At 39.5% G+C, this 21,311-nt stretch carries 18 protein-coding genes and 1 pseudogene; 8 read left to right on the forward strand and 11 right to left on the reverse strand.

The window, feature by feature from the left end; genetic code table 11:
- Nucleotides 1-48: 48 nt before the first annotated feature.
- Entirely contained in the window at nucleotides 49-507 is a 459-nt protein-coding gene (locus P20652_RS11340; protein WP_008167883.1) for a response regulator transcription factor, read from the reverse strand.
- A gap of 59 nt (nucleotides 508-566) precedes the next feature.
- Nucleotides 567-2,297, reverse strand: coding sequence for a DUF5666 domain-containing protein (locus tag P20652_RS11335; RefSeq protein WP_008167885.1), 1,731 nt, complete (start codon nucleotides 2,295-2,297; stop codon nucleotides 567-569).
- A gap of 341 nt (nucleotides 2,298-2,638) precedes the next feature.
- Here P20652_RS11335 and P20652_RS11330 point away from each other — a divergent pair, with 341 nt between their 5' ends.
- Nucleotides 2,639-2,836, forward strand: a complete 198-nt coding sequence (locus tag P20652_RS11330; RefSeq protein ID WP_008167889.1) for a CsbD family protein — start codon at nucleotides 2,639-2,641, stop codon at nucleotides 2,834-2,836.
- Between the two features lie 62 nt (nucleotides 2,837-2,898).
- On the opposite strand, the gene P20652_RS11325 is transcribed toward P20652_RS11330, so the two are convergent.
- From P20652_RS11325 to P20652_RS11290, 8 genes and pseudogenes are all read right to left on the reverse strand, one after another.
- Nucleotides 2,899-5,160, reverse strand: a complete 2,262-nt coding sequence (locus P20652_RS11325) for a xanthine dehydrogenase family protein molybdopterin-binding subunit (RefSeq protein ID WP_008167891.1) — start codon at nucleotides 5,158-5,160, stop codon at nucleotides 2,899-2,901.
- Entirely contained in the window at nucleotides 5,157-5,654 is a 498-nt protein-coding gene (locus tag P20652_RS11320; protein ID WP_008167893.1) for a (2Fe-2S)-binding protein, read from the reverse strand. Before P20652_RS11320 ends, P20652_RS11325 begins: the two co-directional genes overlap by 4 nt.
- Nucleotides 5,655-5,841: 187 nt before the next feature.
- Entirely contained in the window at nucleotides 5,842-6,597 is a 756-nt protein-coding gene (locus tag P20652_RS11315; RefSeq protein WP_008167895.1) for a hypothetical protein, read from the reverse strand.
- A 10-nt stretch (nucleotides 6,598-6,607) separates the two neighbouring features.
- The gene (locus P20652_RS11310) at nucleotides 6,608-7,234 is read right to left on the reverse strand and encodes a DUF2971 domain-containing protein (RefSeq protein ID WP_008167897.1); all 627 of its coding nucleotides are present in this window, start codon (nucleotides 7,232-7,234) and stop codon (nucleotides 6,608-6,610) included.
- Between the two features lie 201 nt (nucleotides 7,235-7,435).
- A complete protein-coding gene (gene metH, locus P20652_RS11305; RefSeq protein ID WP_008167899.1) occupies nucleotides 7,436-10,066 on the reverse strand; it encodes a methionine synthase in 2,631 nt (876 codons plus the stop codon).
- Nucleotides 10,067-10,075: 9 nt separating this feature from the next.
- On the reverse strand, nucleotides 10,076-11,149 hold the full coding sequence (locus P20652_RS11300) for a homocysteine S-methyltransferase family protein (RefSeq protein WP_008167901.1): 1,074 nt from the start codon (nucleotides 11,147-11,149) through the stop codon (nucleotides 10,076-10,078).
- Nucleotides 11,139-12,087 (reverse strand): annotated as a pseudogene (metA, locus tag P20652_RS11295) (homoserine O-succinyltransferase). Before metA ends, P20652_RS11300 begins: the two are co-directional and overlap by 11 nt.
- 302 nt (nucleotides 12,088-12,389) lie before the next feature.
- Nucleotides 12,390-13,577: a Xaa-Pro peptidase family protein gene (locus P20652_RS11290; protein ID WP_008167907.1), complete on the reverse strand. Its 1,188-nt coding sequence runs from the start codon at nucleotides 13,575-13,577 to the stop codon at nucleotides 12,390-12,392.
- A 175-nt stretch (nucleotides 13,578-13,752) separates the two neighbouring features.
- Between P20652_RS11290 and ettA the strand changes: the two genes are divergently transcribed.
- The 5 genes from ettA (at nucleotide 13,753) to P20652_RS11265 (ending at nucleotide 18,225) form a co-directional block, all read left to right on the forward strand.
- Nucleotides 13,753-15,426, forward strand: a complete 1,674-nt coding sequence (ettA, locus tag P20652_RS11285) for an energy-dependent translational throttle protein EttA (RefSeq protein ID WP_008167910.1) — start codon at nucleotides 13,753-13,755, stop codon at nucleotides 15,424-15,426.
- Nucleotides 15,427-15,584: 158 nt separating this feature from the next.
- Nucleotides 15,585-15,953 (forward strand): PilZ domain-containing protein, encoded by a 369-nt coding sequence (locus tag P20652_RS11280; RefSeq protein ID WP_008167912.1) that lies wholly within the window; start codon nucleotides 15,585-15,587, stop codon nucleotides 15,951-15,953.
- A 53-nt stretch (nucleotides 15,954-16,006) separates the two neighbouring features.
- Nucleotides 16,007-16,915, forward strand: coding sequence for a histone deacetylase (locus tag P20652_RS11275; RefSeq protein WP_008167915.1), 909 nt, complete (start codon nucleotides 16,007-16,009; stop codon nucleotides 16,913-16,915).
- Between the two features lie 62 nt (nucleotides 16,916-16,977).
- Nucleotides 16,978-17,475: a TlpA disulfide reductase family protein gene (locus P20652_RS11270; RefSeq protein WP_008167917.1), complete on the forward strand. Its 498-nt coding sequence runs from the start codon at nucleotides 16,978-16,980 to the stop codon at nucleotides 17,473-17,475.
- 84 nt (nucleotides 17,476-17,559) lie between these two features.
- Nucleotides 17,560-18,225, forward strand: coding sequence for a hypothetical protein (locus P20652_RS11265; protein WP_008167919.1), 666 nt, complete (start codon nucleotides 17,560-17,562; stop codon nucleotides 18,223-18,225).
- Here the strand turns inward: P20652_RS11265 and P20652_RS11260 are convergent, their stop codons facing one another.
- Nucleotides 18,226-19,683, reverse strand: coding sequence for a PLP-dependent aminotransferase family protein (locus P20652_RS11260; RefSeq protein WP_008167921.1), 1,458 nt, complete (start codon nucleotides 19,681-19,683; stop codon nucleotides 18,226-18,228).
- A 106-nt stretch (nucleotides 19,684-19,789) separates the two neighbouring features.
- Here P20652_RS11260 and P20652_RS11255 point away from each other — a divergent pair, with 106 nt between their 5' ends.
- Both P20652_RS11255 and P20652_RS11250 read left to right on the forward strand, forming a co-directional pair.
- A complete protein-coding gene (locus tag P20652_RS11255; protein ID WP_008167922.1) occupies nucleotides 19,790-20,365 on the forward strand; it encodes a GNAT family N-acetyltransferase in 576 nt (191 codons plus the stop codon).
- Nucleotides 20,365-20,961: an FMN-binding negative transcriptional regulator gene (locus tag P20652_RS11250; RefSeq protein WP_008167924.1), complete on the forward strand. Its 597-nt coding sequence runs from the start codon at nucleotides 20,365-20,367 to the stop codon at nucleotides 20,959-20,961. Before P20652_RS11255 ends, P20652_RS11250 begins: the two co-directional genes overlap by 1 nt.
- Nucleotides 20,962-21,311 lie beyond the last annotated feature (350 nt).

The raw sequence follows: 21,311 nt of genomic DNA on the forward strand, positions 1-21,311 counted from the left end.
AATTTTAAAATCCCTTAAAGTAACATCTCAAAAAAGAGGGCTGCCAGCTCATGTCTCCCAGATACGTCTGTCTTTTTTATAAATAGCAGATGATTGATTACTTATTAGTTTTTCTGTACTTTTTCTAATGCTAGCAATTTCTGATGTTGATAATCCTTTTATCAACAATAGTGCAATTTCTTTTTCAGTCGCCGTTAATCCCCACTTTTGGAACTGCATTTTAATTTCATTAAAAAATGCGACTTTTGAATTTTCTAATTGCTGATTAAGTAGCCTAATATTTTCTTTCGAAACCGTTAACTGTGCCAAATTTAACTTTTCATTGGTAGTACGCCTGTGAATATCAATCATCAAATAAACGAACAAGGCTAGCGATAACACAATTAACATGATCTCTTGCCAAATATGCACAGGTTCCACATTGCTTAAAATATCTATTGATAAATCAATCAATTTAAAAATAACGATTAAAATTAATGTAAAAGAAATCAGTTTGTCTTTGTGCATTTTCACCCAGCCATTAAAAAAGCCACAATAATGTGGCTTAGTTATTATAGTACATCTAATTACTCTAGCTCAGCCTCAGAGGCAAGTATGTATTGATTATCGACCCATTGACCTTCAATTTCAATAATACTGCCAACAGTTAATGCCGCCATAAAGGTTGTTAAATTTACATCTCGGTCATTAAGCTCTAATTCTGCATTTGCAGAGAGTCGTACTTCATAGCCATTAATCATAAAGCTGTTTGCAGTTAAAAGCTCAGTGACTGTTCCTTCAAATTCAACATAGCCACCGGTATGGTCGCCATTGTCGCCGTCATCGCCGTCATCACCGTCATCACCGTCATCACCGTCATCACCGTCATCATTCTCAAGTTCAACTTTACCAAGTACAAACACATTATTTGCATCGTATTGACCTTCAATTTCAACACGATCACCCACAACAAGCTGTGCTAAAAACGTTTCTAACGAAACCAATACATCATTAATAATGTATTTTGCATTGGCATCTAGCTGTATTTCAGCGCCGTTAACTGTGATTGAATTACTTAAAATAGCAGTTACCTGCCCTTTCATTTCCCATTCTTGCTTATATTCGTCTTGATCTTCTTTTTCTATTTTTAAAACACTTAAAAGCGGCGACGTGTTCAAATAAGCTATCTCAACGTAATCGTTAATATTTAAAGAATCAAAATTAAAGTATTGCTCGTCATCGTCTTCAAATCGGCTAAATTCGTTAATTGCATATACCACACCATTAACAGTAATCGTTTTATTAACAGAATCTATATCTTCAATAATGCCTTTTACTTTTCCGTCTGACGAGTAGTCTGGGCGTTTTAGTTCAACCGAAGTGACTTGATTGTTATTAATGTAAACCTCAACAAACATACCCACGGTTAAATCATTAAGTAATGTACCTTCAACGTCAATATTATCTGCAAAGTCAAAAACTTGACCATTAACCCCCATAGACGTTGCGCTGATTTGCGTAATTAACCCCTCGATTTCGTATCGTAGTACGCTATCGTCATCAACATCTAATGACTCTTTAACTGTTCTGGCATCAACCTCTGTTGCCACCATAACATCGCCAAGTAAATTACCCTCTACTTTTACGTAGGTATCGTTTGTCAATAAGCCATCAAGTACGGCTGAGCTGTAGTCAATCACTACATTGTTAATAGTAAACTGTAATGCGGCTTCATCTAAATTCGACACAATGCCTGCCGTGTATTCATAATCGTCATTATTTACATCCGTATCGGCCTCAATGTACGACGCTAAAAAAGTACCATCTGCTTGCGGGTAACCACTTATTTCAACCCTTTGACCCACACTAATGAGCGCCTCTGACGTGTCAATAAAGTGAGTTAGGTCGTTATAATAGACAACCGTATTAGCTATCAGTAGTTGGCCTGTGCTGCGGTCAATACTTTGTATAGTGCCTTCAATTTCGGTATCGTATTCAACATCTTGGGCAATCCATTCGCCTGAATCATTTTCTTGTGCTGAAAAACTAATTTTCATACCAACACTAAGCGCGCTTAATTGAGTGCTTAAACCATTTTTCATTATGTTACTTGTGTCTGTATTGTACTTAACACCATCAACATAAATACTGCCAAAGCCCGTGATCACACCTTGGGTCACAACAAGCTTAGGTGAAACAGACTCAAGCGATGAATTAACAGCATCGAGTATTGGCTGCTCTTTTTGCTCAGAACCACCACACGCGGTTAATATGGTAAGCGCACTTAAAGTGAATATATGTTTATTCATTTTTTTCATACTAATAATCCTAGGGGTTAATTGTATATACTTCATACATACTTCAAGTAGAACTATTGACCTATATAAGCCATTAGTAAATAGGTAATTATACCTACCCCTCCTAACATTATGTTTTTAAAAATAAAATCAGATAAAATATTTAATAGTAAAATTAAGAAATAATTACAGACTGCTATGTATAATTTTTAATAAAAACTCAACACCAAAAACAATACCACCTAACATAAAAATATAACCAACTGATAATAAGAACAATAAACTCATTATTATCTCTTGGTACAAGGCTTGCTAATTCATAACTGACAGTCAATTCACTAACCTAAAGTAAGGATAAACTTATGAACAGCGATCGTATGAAAGGTAATTGGAAAGAACTTAAAGGTAAGGCTCAACAAAAATGGGGCGATCTTACCAACGACGATTTAGACAAAATTGAAGGTAGCCGTACAGAGCTAGTGGGTAAAATCCAGCAGCAGTATGGTAAATCTAAAGAAGAAGCAGAGCGTGAAGTTGATGAGTTTGAAAAAACTCATTAATCGCTAACTTACTAAAAAACCGCCATTTGGCGGTTTTTTTGTTTAAGCTGTAGGTTATTTAGCTACGCTTTTAATTGGTTACCAATCGGTAACTGCCTAATACGCTTTCCGCACGCGGCAAAAATAGCATTACATAATGCTGGCGCATAAACTGGTGTAGACGGCTCGCCTACTCCTGCTGGTGGTGCATCACTTTGTACTATTTCAACTTCTACCTCTAAAGGTGAGTCGCTCATACGCGGTACGCGATAATCATGAAAGTTACTTTGCTGTACACGGCCTTTATCAAAGGTAATACCATCGCTGATTGCAGTTGTAATACCGTAAATAGAGCCACCTTGGGTTTGGTTTTTAACGGTGTCGGTGTTTACAACCGTACCCGCATCAATGGCAACCCACGATTTAATCACTTTTAAATCGCCAGCATCCGACACTTCTACTTCAACTACCGTCGCTACATAAGTTAAAAAGCTTCTATGTGCTGCAATGCCTAAACCTCGACCTTTAGGAAGTTCTCGACCCCATTTACTCATGTCAGCTACTTTTTCAATAACATGGCGTAACTTACCAATATCTAAAGGATAAACCGCTTTATCGCCACCGTAATTATCGTATGTGGCATTTTGCTCTGTTACATCAACAATGCGACTCGGACCTATAGTGTCCAGTAAATAGTCTTTTTGGTCGCGACCAGCTTTGTGCGCTGCTTCGCCAATAAATGACTGAATAGCAAAGGCATGAAAAATATTTGATACAGAACGCATCCAACCAATTCGTGCTTTGGCTTGTGCATCACCGTTTTCTAACTTCATGTTAGGCGTGTTAATAGGGTTATCGGTAAATCCTAAGCGCAGTTCAAAGCTTCCTGGCGTAGTCGCCCCTTCTGAAAAGGTAGAGGTAATTGGTGAAAACGCGGTGCGATGTAAATACGATTCTATTGCGCCATTTTTATCTAGCGATGCTTCAATGTGCTGAGCCGAAACCGCATGGTAAAAACCATGTTGTATGTCGTCTTCACGCGTCCATTGTACACGAATAGGTTTGCCTACTTTCATTGAAAGGTAAGCTGCTTCTGCTGAAAAGTCAGGTTTTGACTTACGCCCAAACCCGCCTCCTAACATGGTAACGTGAACATTAATTTTGCTCTCATCCATGCCAAGCATTGCCGCCACTGTTTTCATATCGGCTTGTGGATTTTGCGTAGCAGCCCATATATCAACACTGTCTTTGTTGTACATAGCTGTGGCACAAGGCGGCTCCATTGGTGCTTGAGCAAGATGCGGCGCGTAATAATCAGCTACGAGTTTATTGCTCGATTTAGCTAACACGCCCATAGCATCGCCTTTATCACGTATGTTTGCCTGTGGAGTTTGTACTGTTTTTAATAATGACTTTTTAAATTCTTCTGAATTGTAATCGCCATTTTTGCCATCATCCCACACTACTTTTAATGCCTTACGCCCTTGCCATGCAGCCCATGTGTTTTTAGCTATAATCGCTATTCCACCTTTTGGCTGAAACTGCGGTGCGCCTTTTGGTGCAGGTATTTCAATAACATCTATAACGCCGTTTACCGCTTTTGTAGCACTGGCATCAAATGACTTAACAACACCGCCTACTACTGGCGGGCGTTCAATTATAGCCACCAGCGCTTGTGGTTCGCGTACATCGGCTGCAAATATTGCTTTGCCTGTTACTAAGTCGGCTAAATCTATGTGCGCCATGCCGGTATTTATATAGCGCCATTCTTTGCGGGTTTTAAGTGTTAGTTTGTCAGCTTCTGGTGGCGTTATTGTAAGCGCTAAGTCGATTAAATCTTTATAAGTAAGTGATTTACCTGAGCTGTGTGTAACAACGTGTTGATTGGCTGTACAGGTTTGTGGGTCAACTTTCCAATACTTAGCGGCAGCGTGCTGCATCATGTAACGCACACTTGCGCCCATTTCACGCAGGCGCTGCATGTTATAACGAATACTGCGCGAGCCATCGGTATTTTGATCGCCGTATTTAGGGTCGCCCTTACCCTGAATAACAATAACCTTATCCCACGCGGCTTCCATTTCATCGGCAACTATTTGTGCAATCGCGGTGCGAATTTGTTGGCCCATTTCAGAGCGGTGACAGGTTATTTCAACCATGCCGTCTGGGCGCAGTGCAATAAATAAGTTTGCGCGTTTTGCCAGCTCAGATGGCTGTTCTAACACACCAGCAATCGCTCTTGGCGCACTGCCTACAAAATAAGTACCGAGTACCAACGCACCTATTGCACTGGTTTTTAAAAACTTACGACGGTTTAAATCAAAGTATTTGTTATCTTGGTTCATACTTTTTCCCCTTGTTCATTTGGGTCAAAATATTGAACACTCGCCATTGTTTTAGCGGCTGATTTAATTGCTTTATGAATGCGCGGGTAGGTACCACAACGGCAAATATTTCCCGACATATTACTTACTATTTCATCGTCGGTAGGGGTTGGGTTTGCAGCTAATAAGCTTGCAGCTTGCATCATTTGGCCGCACTGGCAAAAACCACACTGCGGTACTTTATGCTCTATCCATGCTTGTTGCACTGGATGGTCGCCCTGCTCGCTTAGCCCTTCAATTGTAGTAATTGAAAGACCCGCTACTGCCGCTACAGGTAATACACACGAGCGCTGAGCTACCCCATCAATATGCACGGTACACGCACCACACTGCGCCATGCCACAGCCAAATTTAGGTCCGGTTAAATTCAATTCGTCTCGGAGATACCATAATACTGGCGTTGACGGATCGCCAGAAAACTCATGTTTATTACCATTAATGGTAAGCGTAATCATACAAAACTCCTTGGCAAAGCGCTTTAAAGGACGGTTCCTTGTTGCGCGAGAACTATTTTTAATTACTTACTATTTTATACTTACTACTTTTAGCCTACCACTTAGATCTGTTTTATAAAAATACTAATTATTAGAACGTTTTACTGTTAAAAACAGATCTACATTATCAAGCATACTAAAACATACATTAATGAGTGCTTATAACATCTTCAAATAGTAATCGCTCATCGTCTTTATAAACTTCAAGCCAACCTGGTGGTGATGTATCGCAGCCAATAATGGTTACTTGTAGCACATAACTATAACGACCATTTTTAAACGTATAGTGATGATTCCCGCCGCTGCCCTCAAATGTAATATCGCCATTTAGTAAAACCATATCAGGCTTGTCACTTGGCTTTTTATTAATACCCCACACTGCATAACGGTAATTTCCATCGCCTAAATCATCAACACGAATATGGTAGTTAGCCGTTTTCCAATCGAGTACTGGTTTTTCAAAAGTATTGATACTTGCGTGCAAGGATTGCTTACCTTGTTCAATTAAGCTTTTTGCAAGTGTCTGCTCTTTAGTATTTTGTGTATTTACAGCAATAATTTTACCTTCGGTATCAACCCACATAACGCCGCCCTTTAGCATAATGCCACGCCAACCTACTTTATCCCAATCGGTGTCAATGTTTGAACTGGCAATAACTGCCACTAGCTCATCATTAAATACTTCATCAAAGCGGTTAATAAACTCAGCCTCATCTTTAATGTCAGGTATCGGGTATCGTCGTTTTAATGGGTAACGAATAAGTGCTGCAATCGCAGGCTTATCATGCGTTTTAAAAGCAGTAATAACAGGTAAAACACTCTCGTGATACTTTTGCTCAAGAGCAAATATGTGTGATGTGAAAAGTAGTGGTAGGCACAGTAGAATGTAGCTTAGATATTTCATTTATAGTCCTTTATTTATTCTGATGCTTAACAATCTTAAATGACTTGAAAGCAGCTCTAGCATATATAATTTCAACACCTCTATCCTGAATGCAGAGGGACTTCTCTAGCTCGCTTCTAGTTAACTTTGACTGGCATCCAATAATTATTTTAGATAGTTTCATATCCTCATTGAATGGCTGAAAATAAAGATCATTTTCTTTTTCAAAGTTATTAAGGTCCCGAATTGTTCTATATTCTTTTTCATATTCCCAATGTTTGAATTTAGAAAGTAATAACTTTAGTGGGAAGTTTCGATCATCTATTAAATTACTTTTAAACCTTTCAGAATAATATTTTACCTCTTGAGCATCCTCTTTGTTAGATAGCTCAAGTTCCACACATATGCCCTTGTGATTATTAGCATAATGAGCCCACTGAACAGGGTTTGACCAAATTTTACTAAAGCACAATATTCCAAATTTTCTTGAAACATCTAGTTTCATCCTATTTAAGCTTGCACGTATATAAGGTGTACTAGTTTCGATACCTAATAACTCAAAAGGATCATTCAAATTGTCAAAAGTTGAGGCCTTAACCCTCCTATTTGATAAGTTTTTTAAGCCAAATACCTCATCCATGTAATGATAAAACTTCATTTAATCTATAATCCTATTATTTTTAGAAAGGAATATTTTCCTGAATAAAAATCACGTTGCTCAGCTTTTTATTACTACTTATACTAAATAAACTCTGAATACATATGAACCAATTTTTACATCTTTTCAATTATATAAAAAAACGAGCATATCTTGGCTCGTTTTTGTTTTACTGATAGCTAAAAACTGACCGCTTCGCTATTACTCCGGATCATACCCCAAGTTAGGTGACAGCCAACGTTCAGCTTCTTCAAGCGTCATATTGGTTCGTTTAGCGTAGTCTTCTACCTGATCCTTTTGTACTGCTGCTACTGCGTAGTATTTAGCTTCTGGGTGTGAGAAGTACCAACCTGAAACAGCAGCACCTGGCCACATGGCGTACGAGCTAGTTAGCTGCATGCCAATGCGTTTTTCGGTGTCGAGCAACTGCCAAATTTTCTTTTTCTCGGTGTGCTCTGGGCACGCTGGGTAACCTGGCGCTGGGCGAATACCTTGGTAGTTTTCGCGTATTAGCTCATCGTTTGCTAGGTTTTCGTCTGGTGCAAAACCCCAATACTCTTTACGTACTTTTTCGTGCAGGTATTCTGCAAACGCTTCTGCGAGTCTGTCGGCAACCGCTTTAATCATTATTTTGTTGTAATCGTCTTGCTGTGCGTCAAACGCATTTGCTAAGTCGTCTTCTTCTAAACCGCCCGTTACTGCAAACGCGCCAAAATAGTCTGGTGTGCCTTTGGGTGCTATGTAGTCGGCTAGGCAATAATTAGCAAAGTCGGTTTTTTCGGTTTGCTGACGTAAATGGCACGAAGTAGTTAATACTTCTTTACGTGTTTCGTCGGTGTATATTTCTATGTCGTCCCCAACGCGGTTAGCCGGGAATAAACCAATTACACCAAGTGGTTGTAAACTGCCTGCTTTTTCAAGGTCGTCTAACATGTCGTTAGCGTCTTTAAATAAGCTTTGCGCTTGCTCGCCTACTACTTCGTCGGTCATTATGCGCGGGTATTTACCGGCGATTGACCACGTCATAAAGTATGGCGTCCAATCTATGTATTTACGCAAAGTGGCAATAGATACGTTTTTAAACTCGATCACGCCAAGCTTTTTAGGCACTGGCGGCGTGTAGTTATCCCAATCAAGCTTTGCTGCGTTATCGCGGGCACGCTGAATAGTAACAGGCTTAGAGCGTGGTTTTTTACGCGCTTGTTGCTCGCGTACTTTTACATATTCAGCTTGGGTTTTTTCTAAAAAACCAGGCTTATGCTCTTTTGATAATAAATTAGATACTACACCTACCGCACGGCTGGCATTACTTACATACACTACGCCTTTGTCATATTGCGGCTCAATTTTTACTGCGGTGTGCGCTTTAGAAGTAGTAGCACCACCAATTAGTAGCGGCAGTTCAAAACCACGGCGTTTCATTTCTTTTGCTACGTGTACCATTTCGTCAAGCGATGGGGTGATTAAGCCCGATAATCCAATAATATCGGCTTTTTCGTCGATTGCGGTTTGCAGTATTTTATCAGCCGGTACCATTACACCTAAGTCAATTACTTCATAGTTATTACATTGCAGTACAACACCCACAATATTTTTACCTATGTCGTGTACGTCACCTTTTACGGTCGCCATTACTATTTTACCATTAGTTGAGCCTTCTTCTTTTTCAAGCTCAATGTATGGGTCTAGGTAGGCTACGGCTCGCTTCATTACGCGCGCCGATTTAACAACTTGTGGTAAAAACATTTTACCTGCGCCAAATAAGTCGCCTACTACGTTCATGCCGTCCATTAACGGCCCTTCAATTACGTGAATAGGTTTAGCTGCTGCGGCGCGGCATTCTTCGGTATCTTCATCTATGAAGGTAGTAATACCTTTAACAAGCGCGTGCTCAAGGCGTTTTGCAACAGGCCATGTGCGCCATTCTAAATCTTCTACTCGCTCGGCTTGCGCCATACCCGAATATTTTGGTGCAAGCTCTACTAAACGCTCGCCTGCGCCTGAGTCGGTGTTAAGTATTACGTCGGTAACGGCTTTACGTAATTCTTCTGGTATATCATCGTAAACGGCTAGTTGCCCCGCATTTACAATACCCATATCCATACCAGCTTGAATGGCATGATATAAAAACACCGAGTGAATAGCTTCACGTACGGGGTTATTACCTCTAAACGAAAACGATACATTTGATACACCGCCCGACACTTTACAGTGCGGCAAATTTTGCTTAATGCGGCGTGTGCCTTCAATAAATTCTACGGCGTAGTTGTCGTGCTCTTCAATACCTGTGGCTACGGCAAATATATTAGGGTCGAATATAATATCTTCTGGCGCAAAGCCAATGTCTTCTACCAATATTTTATAACTGCGCGCACATATTGCGAACTTACGGTCTGCCGTGTCGGCTTGCCCGTCGGTATCAAACGCCATTACAACAGCGGCTGCACCAAAGCGCTTTATTATTTTAGCTTGGCGAATAAATGGCTCTTCGCCCTCTTTTAGCGATATTGAGTTAACAATTGCCTTGCCTTGAATACACTTTAAGCCTGCTTCTATTACTTCCCATTTTGAGGAGTCGACCATAATTGGTACGCGAGAAATATCAGGCTCTGAGGCTATTAAGTTTAAAAACTTAACCATGGCGGCTTTTGAGTCCAACATGGCTTCGTCCATGTTTATATCAATAACCTGTGCGCCGTTTTCTACTTGTTCGCGTGCCACTGTTAGTGCGGCTTCAAAGTCTTCTTCCATGATTAAACGTTTAAACATGGCAGAACCCGTTACATTGGTACGTTCGCCGACATTAGTAAATACTGCTATTTGTTGGGTCATGCTGGCTCCTTAATTTAAGTTACAGGCTTCAAGGCCTGATAAACGCATGCGTACTTCAAGCTCTGGTAGTTGGCGTGGTTTAACGCCCGCTAAACCTTTTGCAAAAGCGCGAATATGCGCAGGCGTGGTGCCACAGCATCCGCCTACTATATTAATAAAGCCCGATTTACCCCAATCGATAATTTCGGTTGCCATATCGTCCGCTTCTAAGTCGTATTCACCAAACTCATTTGGTAAGCCCGCATTAGGGTGTACCGATGTAAACGTTTCGCACACGCGCGACAACTCTTCTACATACTGGCGCAGTAAATCAGGACCAAGCGCACAGTTTAAACCAATCGAAATAGGCTTAATATGGCGAATAGAATTATAAAATGCTTCGGTTGTTTGCCCCGAAAGCGTACGACCAGAGGCGTCGGTAATAGTACCCGAAATCATAACTGGTAATTTACGTCCTGCTTGCTCAAAGGCTTCTTCTACGCCAAACGAGGCGGCTTTTGCGTTAAGAGTGTCGAATATAGTTTCGATTAGTATTAAATCGGCGCCGCCTTCCATTAATGCAAGTGTTGATTCAATATACGCAGTAACCAGCTTATCAAAGGTGACATTTCGGTAACCCGGATCGTTTACGTCTGGCGAAATTGAACACGTTTTAGATGTCGGCCCTAAAACACCGGCTACATAGCGCGGTTTTTCTGGCGTTTTAGCCGTAAATTCATCACAAATGGCGCGTGCTAATTTAGCCGACTCTAGGTTTATTTCACGGCTTAGGCTTGCCATGTCGTAATCTTCCATCGAAATAGTGGTCGAGTTAAACGTGTTGGTTTCGATAATATCGGCGCCCGCTGATAAAAAACCACGATGAATATCAGTGATTAAATCGGGCTTGGTTAGGCTTAATAAATCGTTATTGCCTTTAATTAATACATGCCAGTCTTTAAAACGCTCTCCGCGATAGTCTTCTTCTTCTAGCTTATGATCTTGGATCATGGTGCCCATAGCGCCATCTAAAATTAAAATGCGTTCTTTTAATGCGGCGCTTATTTCGGCTTGCTTATTATTTGTAGGAGCGTTATTCGGCATAGTTGTTAGTCCTCACGTCTTGGCTAACTAAATTAATATCATACGGTGTGGTTTGGTACACGTAGTAATTTAACCAGTTCGAAAAAAGTAAAAAAGACATGGCTTTGCCACGTTTTTGAAGGTTGTTTGGTTGCATCGTCATCCGGAAAGTAATTTTCGGGTTTTGGTGCATTAGGGCTCTTTTTACAATCGCGCTCGTATTCTGCTTTTAGCGAGTCGGCGTCGTACTCAGGATGACCGGTTATAAACACTTGGCTACCCGATTTATTTTTAAGTAAGTAAGCCCCTACTCGCTCAGAACCTGCCAGTACAACTAGCTCATCACAGGCGTTTATTTTATTTATATCAATGTGGCCGTAGCGTGAGTGCGGTACCAAAAAGGTATCGTCGAATCCGCGAGTCAGTGCACCGTGATCAAAATAACACTGGTGGGTAAATACGCCACACAGTTTATCGTCTTTTAAATCGCGCTTTAAATTGTAACGGTGATATAACGCTGCATGCGCTGCCCAACAAGAAAATAACGTAGAGGTAACGTGTTGCTCAGCCCAATCAATAATGACCTTTAGCTCATCCCAATATGCTACGTCGTCGTATTCTAAATGGGCAAGTGGCGCGCCAGTTACTATTAATGCGTCGTAATTGTTGTCTTTAACCTCAGAAAAATAACGGTAAAAGGTATCAAGGTGCTCTTCTGAATTACTGCTGCTGCGGTGAGTGTCTAGGCGCAGTAGCTCTACATTTACTTGCAAAGGCGAGTTGGCAAGCAAACGAATAAACTGAACTTCAGTTTCTACTTTATTAGGCATTAAGTTTAAAATAGCCAAACGCATTGGGCGTATTTCTTGCGTTTTTGCACGACTTTTTGGCATTACAAATACGTTTTCTTGACGTAAACGTGCAATTGCCGGCAACTCGTCTTTTACTGTAATTGGCATACTTTACTCCTGCTCATAAAAACCGAAGCTTAATTATGAACTGAAAGTAAAAAATATCAACCTCTAGATGTATAGATGTCTAAATGAAATTTATTCACTGTGAATAAACTGTTTGATGAATGATAAGTTAAGCCTACCTATAAACACTTAACTTATCGTACTGAATATAAATACACCTAGCACTACCTGTTAATTTTTACCCACTAAAATTAAGTTTTGTTGAGGTGGTATCAAGTACTCAGCCCCGCTGGCTGTTACTACAGCCATTTCTTCAACCGAAATGGTTTTAAACTCGGTGTTATTCAAAGGCCAACTAAAAAACCATCAAAGGCAAACACCATCCCTTCTTTAAGTTCACGTTGTGACGCAGGCCTTACTTGCGCACTACGAGAGCCCCCCAAGTTAGGGCCGGTGTCGTGTGCAACATACCCTACTGGATGGCCGGTGCTCCATGGCACAGGCTCTGAGTTGTATTTATTCATTAATACGGTTTGAGCTTGATCCACGTCTATGCCTTTTACGCCGGGCTTCATTGCATTAAATGCGGCAAAACCGCTGTCTCTTGCGTTAATCCAATATTGCTGAATATTGGCCGGTGCTGAGGTTTCTCCTTCTTTAAGCACATAAGCAAAACGCTGAATGTCACTTACCCAGCGGTTGTAGAGCTTTACACCAAAATCAATTTGTATCACATCACCAGGCATAATCACTTTATTTGTAGAGTGTGAATGCCCTCGGTCGGGGCCTGAGTTTACATTGGGGTTTTGCTCTGCAGCCCATGCATCGGTCACGCCTCGCGCTTTCATTTTAGCTTTTAAAAGCTTGGCTACATCTGCATCGGTGGTTTTGCCCGGAATAATAGTTTCATATGCCTCTAGCTGCCACTTTGCAGAGAGCGCTGCCGCTTCTTTCATTATTTCAACTTCAGCCGGTAATTTAATTGAAAGCCATTGATAAACCACTTCTTCAGAGGATATTAGCTTAGCTGTTTGTTCAGGCCCTAATAAACTGGCTAACTGTTTATACTGCGAATGCGACAACCCATCTGCCTCCGCGTTAAGGTCAGATACATTAATTGCAATGTTACGGAATAATTGTTTTTTTATAAAATCAGCAGCGTATTTTAATGCTGACACGCTACGGGGAACAGATATAACTTTTTCATGTATATCGAGTTCATCTAACGCTTTTGCTTCACTTGAAGGTGAGTAAGCAACAGAATGAAACTTATCTCTGTCAAAATAAAATAAATAAGCCGCTGGCGACCCTGCGTTCTCACAGCCAATATGATCAGCTAATGGGTCATTATTATTTTCTCTACATACTATCAGCCAAGCATCTACATCTGCAGCTTTTAATGCTTGTGGAAGTAGTTGACTGATTCTTTGTTTTCTTATTTCAGGCCAAGGCGAATTTTCTGCTTTTACCTCAGAATTACTTGCAAATAGAGTGAGTAAAGCCATGGTTGTTGCAAATTTTTGTATAGTCATATTTTTTCTTATTTTTGCTGTGGTTTAAATACGTTAGCACACTCAAATAAAACTATACATTTAACAAGATAAAAACGATTAAGATATATTCCTCCTCGCCATTCGTTGACTGTTTAACCACTCAACAACTACAATACAACATTGAAATTTTTATTATTATTTGAAGGCTCCTTCCATGGTTTTACCTGATAAATTTATATTCTCGATGAGTCGAGTATCTAAGGTTGTGCCACCTAAGCGCACTATCTTAAAAGATATTTCGTTGCACTTTTTCCCTGGCGCTAAAATTGGTGTGCTTGGTTTAAACGGTTCTGGTAAATCTACGTTACTACGTATTATGGCCGGTGTTGACCAAGATTTTGAAGGTGATGCACATCCTCAGCCTGGTACAAAAATTGGTTATTTACCGCAAGAGCCTGTTTTAGACGAAAACAAAACAGTTCGTGAGATTGTTGAAGAAGCTGTTGGCGAAGTTAAACACGCACTTAAACGTCTTGACGAAGTGTATAACGAATACGCTATGGAAGACGCTGACTTTGACGCACTTGCAAAAGAGCAAGGCGAGCTTGAAGCGGTTATTCAAGCGCACGATGGTCATAACATCGACAACGTTTTAGAACGCGCTGCTGACGCACTTCGCCTACCAGAATGGGATGCTAAAATTGAGCACCTTTCAGGTGGTGAGCGTCGTCGTGTTGCTATATGTCGATTATTGCTTGAAAAACCAGACATGCTTATTCTCGATGAACCAACTAACCACTTGGATGCTGAGTCGGTTGCATGGCTAGAGCGCTTCTTACACGATTACGAAGGGACTGTTGTGGCGGTAACGCATGACCGTTACTTCCTTGATAATGTAGCTGGTTGGATATTAGAGCTTGACCGTGGTGAAGGTATTCCATGGGAAGGTAACTATTCTTCTTGGCTTGAACAAAAAGATGCGCGCTTACAGCAAGAACAAAAATCTGAAAAAGCACGTCAAAAATCAATTGCACAAGAACTTGAATGGGTGCGTTCAAATCCTAAAGGTCGTCAAGCTAAGTCAAAAGCACGTATGGCTCAGTTTACTGAAATGCAGCAGTCTGATTACCAAAAACGTAACGAAACTAACGAAATGTTTATTCCACCTGGCCCGCGTTTAGGCGACCAAGTGCTTGAAGTAACTAATCTTCGTAAGAGTTTTGGCGATCGCGTTTTAATTGACGATTTAAGCTTTAGCATGCCAAAAGGTGCCATTGTGGGCATTATTGGTGCGAATGGCGCGGGTAAATCAACACTGTTTAAAATGATCAGTGGTGAGCAAAAACAAGACAGCGGTAGCATTACCGTTGGCGAAACTGTGCACCTTGCTACTGTTGATCAGTTCCGCGACGGTATGGACGAAAGCAAAACTGTTTTCCAAGAAATATCAGACGGTCAAGACGTACTAAAAATTGGTAACTTTGAGTTCCAAAGCCGTGCGTATGTAAGTCGCTTTAACTTTAAAGGTAACGATCAGCAAAAGTTTGTTAAAGACCTATCAGGTGGTGAGCGTAACCGTTTACACCTTGCTAAATTATTAAAAGCTGGCGGCAATGTGTTACTACTCGATGAGCCAACCAATGACTTGGACGTTGAAACACTACGCGCCCTGGAGAACGCTATTTTAGAGTTCCCTGGTTGTGTAATGTGTATCTCGCATGACCGTTGGTTCCTTGACCGTATTGCTACGCACATTTTAGATTACCGCGACGAAGGTCAAATTAACTTCTTTGATGGTAACTATACTGAATACGAAGAGTGGCTTAAAAAGACACTAGGTGCAGCAGCAACTGAACCTAAACGTATTAAGTACAAAAAAATTGGTTAATATTGACTGTAGCTGATTTATTTCAGTAACACTAAGCCCTGCATTTTTGCAGGGCTTTTTTATGCCACCAGCATTAAAGGAGTATATCTTTGCTAGCATGTAGTGAATTACCCGCTATGCTTAATTTATTATAAAAAACAATAAGGCCAAATTAAGTTATGCAAAATCGTCGTCAATTCTCTCGCGTTTTATTTTCAACCGATGCAGAGGTGATTTTTAATGATCACCAATACCCATGTAAATTAATCGATGTCTCTTTGCATGGCGCGCTAATTACTAAATGCGATGCATTTAGAGGCACGACTAATACCAATGCAACACTACGTTTTATGCTACCTCAAAGCGAAATAGAAATAAAAATGGAAGTGTTAGTATGCTATGTAGAAGCAGATCATATCGGTTTAAAATGCCACCATATTGATATAAACAGTATTACTTATTTAAAGCGGTTAATTGAGTTGAACTTATCGGATGACGAATTATTACATCGCGAACTCGCTATGTTGATTCACGACACACAACAATAGACTCATTTGGATTAGTTGATTACCATAGTGCAAACTTTTTAACTTGTGCAAACATGACTTTAAATCCACATTTACCTTTGGTGTATCATCCTAACTACTCGTTTAATTTTGATCCAAAGCATCGTTTTGCAATGAGCAAGTTTGCACATTTATATCAGCATGTTGCAGAGCTTGGTTTGATAAATAATAATCTGGTAGAGCCAATACTCGGCACGCCAGAGCCGCTTGAGCTAATACACTGCGAAAATTACATACACGACTTGTGGAATAATCGCCTAGATGAAAAGGCTATGCGTCGTATTGGCCTACCTTGGTCAAAAGAACTTATGGCGCGTACATTTACAGCCCCTCAAGGCACATTACAAACGGCTCGTTTAGCGCTAAAACATGGCATTGCGTGCCACCTAGCAGGCGGTACACACCATGCGCATAACGATTTTGGCTCAGGTTATTGCATGGTGAACGATCTTGCCTTTACCGCACAAACGTTAATTGAATCGGGTGAAGTAACTAACGTACTTATTTTTGATTTAGACGTGCACCAAGGTGATGGCACAGCCGCTATGTTGCAGCATCAAGCATATGCTTATACTTGCTCTATACATTGTGAAAAAAACTTCCCCTTTAGAAAGTCCGCTAGCGATTTAGACATTGGCTTGGCAAATAATATGAAAGACGATGAATACCTCGCTATAGTTGACGAAACCTTGAGTTATTTACTCAAAGAGCTAAACCCAAGCTTGGTACTTTACGATGCAGGCGTTGATATTTGGCAAGGTGATGGTTTAGGTAAATTAGATATAAGCTGGGATGGCATAGTTAAGCGCGACCATTTAGTACTAAAACGCTGCCTTGAGCATAATATACCCGTGGCTACAGTAATAGGCGGCGGCTACGATAAAGACCATCTTCGCCTAGCTAAACGCCACGCTATTGTTGTTGAGCAAGCAGCTAGCTTTTAGTTTGAAATAAAAATGTTAAATTCCCGTTCTTATTTAATATATAAAATAAAAAAGAACGTAATATGAAGCAACTACTTATTGCCATCGCACTAATTTTTATAAGCTTTACAAGCTATTCGCAAGAAGGAAGTCCGCAAGAAATATACCCTAAGTTACCTACATTAAATTTACAAATGGCAGATGGGTCAACACTCAACACTCAAGATTTATTAGGTCAACCTTACGTCTTACACTTTTGGGCAACTTGGTGTCCGTACTGTAAAAAGCTGCAGCCAGCACTTCAAAAAATTGATGATATGGGCTTAAAAGTTATTGCTGTTAGCTTTAAAGAAGATGACGATGCCACTCCCGCTAAAGCCCTTAGCGACAGAGGTTATACTTTTAAAACAGCAGTAAAAGCCGATGCAATAGCACAGCAATTAGGTATACGAGGCACTCCTACTACATTGTTTGTAAATAAAGAAGGCAATATAATTTGGCTGACTAATACGTCAAACCCAGAGGACGCAAACCTACATTTAAAGGCACGAACGTTATTGCACTCAACACCTGAACAATAATATAGAGCTAAGTATTTAGTTTAAAAATATAAGTAATATAAACTTTATACTACAATTTAAGCTCATAAATTAATTGAGATCATAATGCGCCTACTACTTACTTTATTACTAATTGTCATGTGTGGCTTTGCAATAGCGGAAGAAGAAAAATTAACACTCCCACCAGTCGATCCAGCTTACAATGCTGAACACCCTATGGTGTTGGTTAATCAAGGCTCTTCTATTATTGCAATAAATTTACCTACTTATAATTTACCCAATGATGTGCAAGTGGTTTATAAAATAGGAAACCCCGATGTTGCATTTTTAGGCTTTGTTAGAAATGCCGAGTTAATCACCGTAAAGCCACAAGCGTTTAATATTCAGCATTTAGTGCGTGGTGAGGAAATTACAATTACTGCTGATATTTATGAGGGTGATTATCAACAAGGTGGTCGTTTAATTTACTCAAAAAAAGAACTGGTCTTAGATAAGCAATTGTATGCCAGAGAACTAAAAGAGTTGAGTGAATCATCACAATGGCAAGACTACGACATGATCACACTAAACGGCACTGAGCGTATTTATATTCATAAAATTCAAAAAGCGCCGAGCTATAACCATCTTATTTTTGTCGATTTAGTGAATGCGTGTATGCAAAAGCTTCGTACCTCAAAACGTGTCCCAGCTGAAAATGAGCTTACCTATAAATTTATTAACTGCGGTACCCTTAAACCGCTGTATTACAATGCTGATGATTTTAATAAATAGTCATTTATATTCAGCTATTAATTTGAGCCCTTGTTTCATTGCCTCTGTTGATTGTCCTGCAAAGCCTAAGCGAACATAACTATATTGCTTAGGCATCAAACTTCTCACTGAATCAGAAAAGTAAAACTCAGATTCTGCTTGTAAATATACGCTTTTACTTTGCATCGCTTGTTTTATATTACTCGTATTTTTATTTAAGTTAACCCACATTGCCATGCCACCATCTGGCTTTTTATATTCTATTGGCGAGCCTTGTGCTTGCAGTAACGCTAACGTATTGTCCATTGCTTCATAACGTTGTTTATAGTGTTTAGTCATGCGCTTTAAGTGTCGCTCAAATCCACCTTCTTGCATAAAGTGCGCAACGGCTAGCTGCATAACCACATCATTTTTATGATTCATTAACTGCTTCCATGCGGTTAACTGTGCTAATACTTCAGGGGCTGCGCAAATGTAGCCAATTCTAGCGCCTGAAAACATGATTTTAGAAAATGTAGATAAGTAAATAATAATCCCAGCGGGATCGTCCCCAGCCATAGGTTGTAATGGCTGACAGCGATAATGAAATTCGTGATCGTAATCATCCTCTATAATCATTACGCCATACTCATAACATAATTGATAAATTTGCATGCGCCGTGTAGGCGAAAGCGTAACGGTAGTTGGGTATTGATGTAGCGGGGTTAAGTACAGCATTTTTATTGGATATCGTTTAAGTTGCGCTTTTAAATCATCAACACATAAACCACATTCATCTTGTTTTATATCTATTAATTGCGCGCCACAAGCAGCAAACGTTTTACGTGCTGGCGGGTAGCCTAAAGTCTCAACAGCTACGAAGTCATCTTTACTTATAAATGCCTTTGAAATTAAAAATAAAGCTTCTTGTGAGCCATTACATACAAGTAAGTCTAATACTTTTAAATTTCTAGTTTTATGTAAGTAATCACCTATCTGAATTTTTAGCTCACTCACTCCAGCTATATCGCCATAATGAAGTTTACTGGTATCTAAATGATTAAATATATGACTTACAGAGCGTTTAAATTCTTTATAGGGAAAGCTATTTAAATCAGGAAGTCCACCTGCGAAATTATATACGTAGTCTTTTAAATTCATTGCCGGAACAGGCACGGCTAACTCTGTAGCAAATTTATAAGGTTTTGGTGTAAAAGCTGGTGTGCGCTTTGAATTAACACTGCTTTGAATTGGCAGTGTTTGGGTTACGCTATACCCCGATCGTTCATGCGACTCTAGCCATCCTTCGGCTACTAATAACTGCAGTGCATTCATTATTGTATGGCGATTTAACTTATATATTTGCGCCATTAATCGAGCAGAGCTGAGCTTTGTGCCTGGTGCAATATCCCCCTTTACAATTGAACCGCGCAGAGCATCCGCAACTTGTAGGTACTTAGCTTGATTTTGGTTATTAAATTTAATATTAACCGGTTGCATGTTATTCCCTTAAAACTGGTATAGCTAAAAATACAATTCTGGTTGTTTTTACTAAGCCAAATAAGCGTACATTTGTTGCTCGTAAATAGCAAAGCTTAGAGGCAACATGTTTACTCAAAAAATACGTAAAACAAATAAAGTCGTATTAGAGCCATTAAATCATGAGCATTTAGAAGGCCTGTATAAAGCAGGGCAACATCCAAAAATATGGGAATGGGTATTAAGCAACTATACAAAAACACCTGAACTGTTAAAGGAATGGTTTACTACAAGTGCACAATTTAATGAACAAGAACAAATTGTATTTGCGATTATAGACGTAGCCAGCAAAGAGATTGTAGGCACTTCGCGGTTATTTAGATTAGATACACATAACTTAAGTGCTGAAATTGGTCATACATTTATATCAGATAACTGGCAGCGAACTTATATCAATACGCACAGTAAATATTTACTGCTTAGCTACGCTTTTGATGTATTGGGGTTAGTGCGAATAACATTTAATACTCACAAACAAAATCAAAAATCTCGAAATGCAATTACTCGCCTAGGAGCCCGATTTGAAGGTATAGCTTATAAAGACAGACTCCTTAGTAATGGGAGTTACAGAAGCACTGCAAAATTTAGCATTATTGACGAGCATTGGCAGAGTATTAAATTACAGTTAGAGGAGAAGCTTTAATGTACCCACCTACACATTTTCAAGAACATAATATTAAGCAGCTACACGCTTTAGTAAAACAATTTCCGCTTGCGACTATTTTAATGCCTAATGATAAAAGTGACTCGAGCAACTTAAATAATGTGTGCCAAATGCCTGTATTATTTGATGAAGATCGTAATATTTTCATTGCCCATGTAGCAAAGCACAACCCACTAGCTCAACTTAATACAAAGCCAGTAAAGTTATTATTTAACGGCGATAACTGTTATTTATCGCCCTCTTATAGCAATAATAAAACACTACCAAGTTGGCTTTATTCATCAGTACAAGTAACTGCAAATATAAATATTATTGAAAGCGATAATGAAAAAGATAAAATAATGCAGCAACTAACGAGCCATTTTGAGCAAGGTTTTACGCCAATGTGGAGCATTAATGATTTACCAAAAAATCACCGAGAAGCAATGTACCAACAGCTTAGTTTTATTGAGATCACTCCTACTCATTGGCAAGGAAACTTTAAATTAAGCCAAAATAAACCTACCGAAGTAAGATCTATCATAAAGCACAATTTAACACTTATAAATAAACATACGATTGCGGCACTATTTTAAAATATTGAGATATAAAAATGAGAATCTTTTGTTCAATATAAGATCAGTAAAATTGAGTTAAACTTTTTCGCGTGTTTTGTTAAAAAAATAACACTATAAATACAGTTAATTAAGAGGTAAAAAATTTAGGATTACTATATAAATGCTTTATATGAGCAAATAATTAGATGTAAGTAATAAACGGAGGAAATACTGGGCACAAATAAAAACAGCCCAAATTCAGTCACCACCGAACTTGAGTTGCCTTTCACACTGACAACATCTTCACACACAATATAAAGATTTTTGGTTTACATTACGTGGCATTGAAAGAGAATAAAAACAACTCAAATTCAGTCACCACCGAACTT

The organism is Pseudoalteromonas sp. BSi20652 (genome assembly GCF_000239855.1).
Classification (GTDB): Bacteria; Pseudomonadota; Gammaproteobacteria; order Enterobacterales; family Alteromonadaceae; genus Pseudoalteromonas.

Excerpts from the sequence above, each read along its gene's own strand:
- P20652_RS11340 (WP_008167883.1), bottom strand. The coding sequence starts at position 507 with ATGCACAAAGACAAACTGATTTCTTTTACATTAATTTTAATCGTTATT.
- P20652_RS11335 (WP_008167885.1), bottom strand. The coding sequence starts at position 2,297 with ATGAAAAAAATGAATAAACATATATTCACTTTAAGTGCGCTTACCATA.
- P20652_RS11330 (WP_008167889.1), top strand. The coding sequence starts at position 2,639 with ATGAACAGCGATCGTATGAAAGGTAATTGGAAAGAACTTAAAGGTAAG.
- P20652_RS11325 (WP_008167891.1), bottom strand. The coding sequence starts at position 5,160 with ATGAACCAAGATAACAAATACTTTGATTTAAACCGTCGTAAGTTTTTA.
- P20652_RS11320 (WP_008167893.1), bottom strand. The coding sequence starts at position 5,654 with ATGATTACGCTTACCATTAATGGTAATAAACATGAGTTTTCTGGCGAT.
- P20652_RS11315 (WP_008167895.1), bottom strand. The coding sequence starts at position 6,597 with ATGAAATATCTAAGCTACATTCTACTGTGCCTACCACTACTTTTCACA.
- P20652_RS11310 (WP_008167897.1), bottom strand. The coding sequence starts at position 7,234 with ATGAAGTTTTATCATTACATGGATGAGGTATTTGGCTTAAAAAACTTA.
- metH (WP_008167899.1), bottom strand. The coding sequence starts at position 10,066 with ATGACCCAACAAATAGCAGTATTTACTAATGTCGGCGAACGTACCAAT.
- P20652_RS11300 (WP_008167901.1), bottom strand. The coding sequence starts at position 11,149 with ATGCCGAATAACGCTCCTACAAATAATAAGCAAGCCGAAATAAGCGCC.
- P20652_RS11290 (WP_008167907.1), bottom strand. The coding sequence starts at position 13,577 with ATGACTATACAAAAATTTGCAACAACCATGGCTTTACTCACTCTATTT.
- ettA (WP_008167910.1), top strand. The coding sequence starts at position 13,753 with ATGGTTTTACCTGATAAATTTATATTCTCGATGAGTCGAGTATCTAAG.
- P20652_RS11280 (WP_008167912.1), top strand. The coding sequence starts at position 15,585 with ATGCAAAATCGTCGTCAATTCTCTCGCGTTTTATTTTCAACCGATGCA.
- P20652_RS11275 (WP_008167915.1), top strand. The coding sequence starts at position 16,007 with ATGACTTTAAATCCACATTTACCTTTGGTGTATCATCCTAACTACTCG.
- P20652_RS11270 (WP_008167917.1), top strand. The coding sequence starts at position 16,978 with ATGAAGCAACTACTTATTGCCATCGCACTAATTTTTATAAGCTTTACA.
- P20652_RS11265 (WP_008167919.1), top strand. The coding sequence starts at position 17,560 with ATGCGCCTACTACTTACTTTATTACTAATTGTCATGTGTGGCTTTGCA.
- P20652_RS11260 (WP_008167921.1), bottom strand. The coding sequence starts at position 19,683 with ATGCAACCGGTTAATATTAAATTTAATAACCAAAATCAAGCTAAGTAC.
- P20652_RS11255 (WP_008167922.1), top strand. The coding sequence starts at position 19,790 with ATGTTTACTCAAAAAATACGTAAAACAAATAAAGTCGTATTAGAGCCA.
- P20652_RS11250 (WP_008167924.1), top strand. The coding sequence starts at position 20,365 with ATGTACCCACCTACACATTTTCAAGAACATAATATTAAGCAGCTACAC.